Annotated in this window: 5 protein-coding genes; 3 read left to right on the top strand and 2 right to left on the bottom strand. The window is 55.5% G+C overall.

The genetic code is table 11. From position 1 onward, the window contains the following. Positions 1-128: 128 nt before the first annotated feature. Positions 129-1,175: a hydroxyacid dehydrogenase gene (locus OXH16_20400; GenBank protein ID MCY3683766.1), complete on the bottom strand. Its 1,047-nt coding sequence runs from the start codon at positions 1,173-1,175 to the stop codon at positions 129-131. A 280-nt stretch (positions 1,176-1,455) separates the two neighbouring features. Between OXH16_20400 and OXH16_20395 the strand changes: the two genes are divergently transcribed. Beyond that, positions 1,456-2,283: a phytanoyl-CoA dioxygenase family protein gene (locus OXH16_20395; protein ID MCY3683765.1), complete on the top strand. Its 828-nt coding sequence runs from the start codon at positions 1,456-1,458 to the stop codon at positions 2,281-2,283. Positions 2,284-2,311: 28 nt separating this feature from the next. Continuing rightward, the gene (locus OXH16_20390; protein ID MCY3683764.1) at positions 2,312-3,238 is read left to right on the top strand and encodes a hypothetical protein; all 927 of its coding nucleotides are present in this window, start codon (positions 2,312-2,314) and stop codon (positions 3,236-3,238) included. A 24-nt stretch (positions 3,239-3,262) separates the two neighbouring features. Here the strand turns inward: OXH16_20390 and OXH16_20385 are convergent, their stop codons facing one another. After that, complete coding sequence (locus OXH16_20385) at positions 3,263-4,672, bottom strand: sulfatase-like hydrolase/transferase (GenBank protein ID MCY3683763.1); 1,410 nt, start codon at positions 4,670-4,672, stop codon at positions 3,263-3,265. Positions 4,673-4,797: 125 nt separating this feature from the next. Here OXH16_20385 and OXH16_20380 point away from each other — a divergent pair. Beyond that, positions 4,798-6,085 (top strand): hypothetical protein (locus tag OXH16_20380; protein ID MCY3683762.1); only part of this gene is annotated, 1,288 nt, incomplete at its 3' end.

Here is a 6,085-nt window from a genome sequence, read left to right as displayed (position 1 = left end):
CGTTGAATACTTCGAGCAGATGGTCTCATGGTTTGACCATTTTCTGCTTTCACCCAAAGAGACTTAAAAAATGAAGACCATAAATATTTGTCCTTCAGGGTGGGAGTAATCACTAAACCGACCTCTTTTTAATAAGTGGCGGGGCGACGGCCGCTGCGGTCGTCCAGGGTGCGCTGGGTCAATTCGAAATAGGGCTCAAAGCCGTGGAAAAAGCGGTCCAGTTCGTCCACCATCAGCTCGAAAAAGCGCCAGTAGGCGGCCCGGGTGACGCCGGCGATATGGGGCGTAAGGAATACATTGTCCAGCCCGGTTATTTCGTGGCCGTCGGGGATAGGGTCGGGGTCGAAAACATCGAGGCCAGCGATAATATCGCCGCGCTTGAGGCGTTCGACCAGGGCGACCGAATCGATGATGGGACCGCGGGAGACGTTGACCAGTACAGTCCCCGAGGGGATCAGATCCAGTTCTGCCCGACCGATCATGCCCTGGGTCCCGGGGGTCAGCGGGGCCAGACAGACAATCGCATCGGAACTCGACAGGACCTGTTCGAGTGAGGTCAGGAGAAAGCCCAGGGCTTCGGCCATGGTTCCAGGCAGGTAGGGATCGTAAACCTGAATGGCGACCCGGAAAGGGCGCAGCAATTCTATTAGGCGACGGCCGGCATGACCGCAGCCGATCAGTCCCACGGTCTTGCCGGTGAGTTCGCCGCGCAGGAAGCTGGGGTTGTCGCGGGTTTTGCGGCAATTTCCCTCCATGTAGCGGCGCAGATAATAACCGGCGTTGCGCAACGATACGAGAATAAGGCCCAGGGCCCACTCAGAGACAGGGTAGGACGAGCCATTGGTGGTGTCAACAACGCGGATATCCCGTTGCCAGGCCGCCTCCACGTCGATGCGCTCGGCGAAACGATCGCCGTTCAATTCGCCGATGAGGCGTAGCTCGGGGGCTTGTTCCAGGAGTTCGGGACCGATATGGGGCGCCCCCGAATAGACGACCAGGGCCTGGACGGACGCCAGCCGTCGCGACAATTCGGTCTGGTGACCGGGCTGGACCTGACCCGCTTCACAGGGGAGCCATGTCCAATTCGCAAAGCTATCCAGGCGCTCCAGATCGGCCGGGGCCAGATAGAGATCGCGCTCGGGACCGCCCAGCACCAGGATTTCGGGATCAGCCATGGAAGGCCTCCTGGAAATCTACTCGCTGATCTGCAGGTATGCAAAACGACAAACGCGCCATGGGTTTCATAGACTTAAGCCTCAATAGGGTTGGGAACTGGGCAAGATCATAACAAAAACTTAACAAAGTTTAGAAACTGTTCAAAGATGATTTTACATCTCGCCCACTGCCGATGGTGCGCGAGTGTTCGCGGTGGGACTATGACAACAACGGAAAATAGCTTCTTTGATTCTAAGGGGTCCAAATTCACTGTTTTGACGAAAGGCAAGGCTGACGATAATGACCGAAGAACAACGCTATCTCTTTGATCTATGCGGTTTTCTGCACCTGAAGAACGTCCTGACTCCGGGGGAACTGGATGCGGCTTCGGAGGCTGCCAGGCGCTACATCGACAGCGCACCGGAAGACCTGCCGCCGCATTTCGGACAATCAGAAAATCTCAAGGGCTTTGCTCACGGCTTCGCCTTTGACCGGGCGCTGGAAAAGCTGGTCTTTCTGCCCGCAGTCTGGCCCATCGTGCTGGAGCTGACAAACGGCAAACCTATGCTCGCCAGCGGTACCCTCATGGTCGACGATCCCGACGGACACACCGAGGCGAGCCCGCTGCACTGCGCCCGCGACGACTACGGCTTTGAGAGCGCCCGTTACGAGATACACCAGGGCCGTATCTATTGCGACGACTTTGTGGTATTTCCCTACCTGGACGATGTACATCCAGGTGATGGCGGGCTCCTCGTGCTCCCGGGTTCGCACAAAAGCCAGTTTGACCGGCCACCGCAGCTATTTTCCCAGGGTCGCATCGAAGGAGAAGTACCGTTGGGAGTCATCAATATCACGCCCTCAGCTGGGGATGTGGTCATTATACCCGAATGCCTGACCCACGGGGTCCTGCCCTGGAAACCCGTCGATCGCCAACGCCGGGTGTTAACGTTGCGCTACCGCCCACACCACCGCCAGCCTGGCCGTCCCATTCCTGAGGCGGTCAAAGAGCGGCTGGCACCCGAAACACTCGAATTGCTCGAAACGGCGCACTACACCCACAAAAAGGAAATCGCCACTCGACAACGGGTGTACCTCAGCTGGTTAGATACGTCAAAAGGGAAATGATTCCCACAATAACTGAAAGGAGTTAGCTATGAATCGAGGACGTCCAAACCTGGAGCCTGATGTGGGCAAAATGTTACCGACCACCAATGCCGATGGGCTCCCGGTCGTTCCCATGACCGAAGAGCACAAGTACCTGTTTGATATGAAGGGCTGGATTTGCCTGCCGGGATTAGTTGAAGGCGATCAGTTGGCAGAGATTCACGAACACCAGATGAAGCTCGTTAAGGAGCCTGAGTCGCTTCCGCCAGAAGAACGGAATCCGGTGGGAGGACCTTCTCAAGCACTGCTGGATCATCCCGTGATTGTCGGGATTTTGAATGAGATTGTTGCAAGTCAGCAGTTGGCAACCGAGGACTGTTATGGGTTTACATTTGAGCGCACACGCACGGACTATCGCGAGGTGGGATACGATCGATTCAAGCCTCACGGGGGCAGCGGCTATTTCAATCTCATTGGAAATTCACATATCTACCAGATGCTTCCAGGCAAGGTGCATTCAGGATTGACACGCGTGGTTTGGGAATTAAATGAGATCGGGCCGGGTGACGGGGGCACCCTGCTGGCTTCCGGTAGCCACAAGGCGGCATTTAGCCGACCTGATTCATTGAGCAACCGCGAGAGCGAAATTTGGGACACATATACATGTCCTGCAGGTTCTGCGCTGATCTTCACAGAAGCACTATGCCATACCGGTACTCGGTGGACAAACGAGAATCGCCAGCGGTTGAGCTTATTTCACCTCTACAATGCCGTAAACAGCAGGTGGGGAGGTCGCAGCGTACCCAAAGAAGTGATTGCTACAATGCCGCCAAAACGGCAAACGCTGTTTCGCGCCGTGTGGGTAAGCGGTGGGAATAACATACGATACAACAGGTATTACGACGAAGATAACGCAGCTTTTGGGGATGAAAATAGCGAAACGCGTGCTTCTGATCAGAGAATCGTTGCTGATTAGACGTGCCGGTCTCGGAGGCTGTTTTCAAAGGTTCACGCTGTCCATGACAAACGCGCTGGCCGCGAGGCGGCGAAGCAACGTGTCCCGCATCTCGTTCTCCGTATCCCGATGCTCGGGATCGCCGATCAGATTTTGCTGCTCATCCGGGTCCTGCTGCATGTCGTACAGCATGTACCCCCTGCCGTGCTGATCCATGACGTATTTGTAGCGTTCGGTTTTCACCATCGTATTGCGCGAACCGCCGTAGTAGATCTCTGACAATACCTCGGTGCGGTGGTGTGCGGTCGGCTCCGCGAACAGATGCCCCAGCGACTGCCCAAGGGACATCTGCAACTGGTCGAGCCCCAGGGCTTCCAGCAAGGCAGGACCGACATCGATGGTTTCCACCAGTGCGTCGCAGACAGTACCGGACGGTATCCGTCCGGGCCAGCGCAGGATCAGGGGGACCCGCAATGCAGATTCGTGAAAGGTGCGTTTGAACACCCTGCCGTGATCGCCGGTCATTTCGCCGTGATCGGACCAGAACACGACGCAGAGATCATCGAGCCAGCCGCGTCGTTCATACGCCGCAAGGATCTCACCGCACCAGTGATCGACGAATGTGATCTTGCCATCGTAATTTGCCCGGATTGCAGCGGCGATTTCGGCGGTCAGGCCCGGCTCTGTCTTGAAGTCCTCCTTCTGGGCGACTTCTTCGGGGAGCGTGGCGGGGCGTGGTGGCACGCCGATGGCGGGCGGCGAATCGGACGGATCGTACATGGTGGCGTACTTCCCCGGCGCGTCCCACGGGTCATGTGGTCCGGGGAAGTTGACGAACAGACAGGTCGGGCGGTCCCCGGGCGCAGAATCGACGAACTCGACCGAGCGCCTGCCCACGTACCCGTCCATGTGATCGTCCTCCTCAAACACCGCCGGTTTGACGAGCTTTGGGTCGCGAACCCGTTCGCGCGTGTCGCTGACGAAGAGCTCGAACAGATCTTTCTCGCGCAGGTAGTCGGTGAAGTACGAGTCCGAGTTGAGACTCCCCCGCGGTCCTCCGAGTTCGTCAATGACGTCAAAGCCGAGCGCTTGCATATACGGCTCACCCTCGCGCAAATGAGACACCTTCTTGTGGCTCCAGAGGTGCGACTTGCCGACGGTTGCCGTGTGGTAGCCGGCGTCCCGCAATTGGGAGAACAGCGTCGGATAGTTGATCGGCAGTTCGCCGCGGTTGTACCAGATGCCGTGGTTGTGAGGGTAGGTGCCAGTGATGAACGACACCCGCGACGGCTGACAGACCGGCGACACGGTGTGACAATTGCTGAACCGCATGCCGTCGTTGGCAAGCGAGTCGATGACCGGCGTTTTGACCCGCGGATGACCGGCGCAGCCCATAGAATCCGCCCGTAGCTGGTCCGCCGTGAGAATGAGTATGTGTGGTCGTTCTTGTGCCATATATATTCTTCCCATTGTTTCGAGTTGAGTGTGAGTGTAGAAACTACTGCGTATATTATAGTACATACAAAAATGGACCTCAATCAAGACATTTCATTGTGCAACGCCTCATAGCAAAACACAAAATGTTCAAAAAGATTGGATTGGGCGGATTCATCATTCTGCTTATATCCATACAGTGTATGATCAGCACGCCCGTTTTCGCAGAGGCTTCGATGCTTGTTGAATCTGGCAATAGAATCATCCTTAAAAACAGTTCCATTTCGATGGCGATCCAAAAATCTACGGGACGGATTATCTCGCTGGCGCATCAGGGAGACGCTCTCCTATCTCCCAGACAGTTTGGATATTTCACCATCCTGGCCAGTTATATCGATGATTCGGAAACAAACTATATGGCGGGCAAAGAGTCGAGTGTAAAAGCAAAATTTTTGCGCGACCAGAACCCCGAATTTAACGTCCACGTCAACAACTCGGAAATGGTCGATATTTCATTCACCCCCAAACAACCCGAAGGTTTCCCGTTCAAGATGGAACTCCATTATGTCTTGCGATCGGGTGATTCGGGGTTCTATTATTATGTTGTAGCCAGCAAACCCGGGGATACGGGCGACGCCGTGCTGACACAGCTTCGTTTTGGGATGCGCTTAAACGATTCGATGGTGAATATCAGGGTCAATGACAAGCTCTCTGGTGTGATTTCGGATAGCAAGGCAATATCCAGCGCAAAGGGCCTGGTGATGGATGCCACACATGCGCTCCAATCGGGAGAGGTGGATACAAAGTATAACTGGTCATCTCCAACAGAGGAGGCACTTGTACACGGTTTGCACAATGGAAAGCAGGGCGTGTGGATGGTCACGCCGAGCAATGAATACCTCTGCGGCGGTCCGACAAAGCAACACAATACCAGCCACGCGACTGATCGGGGACCGATCATCCTGAAGCTGCTTTATTCTCACCACTACGGCAGTAGAGGAGATTATGTCAGCGGTAAATGGGAGAAGATCTTCGGGCCGGTTTTTGTTTATATGAACAAAGGTGAAGATGCTCAGCATTTGTGGCATAATGCAAAGCGCGAGGGTGAAAAACATCGCAAGCACTGGCCCTACAGTTGGCTGGAACATCCGGAGTACCCGATCAACAGAGCAGTGGTTACGGGAAGATTCAAAGATACGGATCTGACACACCACAGCAATGGATGGGTCGTTCTGGCGCGGCCCCGGGAACACCGAGGGCTGGACTGGCAGCAGCAAGGCGCAGAAAACTACATCTACCGCGCCAGAATAGCGGATGATGGCTCCTTTGCAATACCGGCTGTTCGAAAAGGAAGATATACGCTTTATGCGTTTGCACCTGCTCCGTCACGGCCTCGCTCATCTCGCGCGCTACCCGGCTGGCGACCTCCACATC

The organism is Gemmatimonadota bacterium (genome assembly GCA_026705765.1).
Lineage (GTDB): Bacteria > Latescibacterota > UBA2968 > UBA2968 > UBA2968 > VXRD01.
Note: the sequence above shows the minus strand (reverse complement) of the source record. Positions and strands in the feature narration are given on the sequence as shown.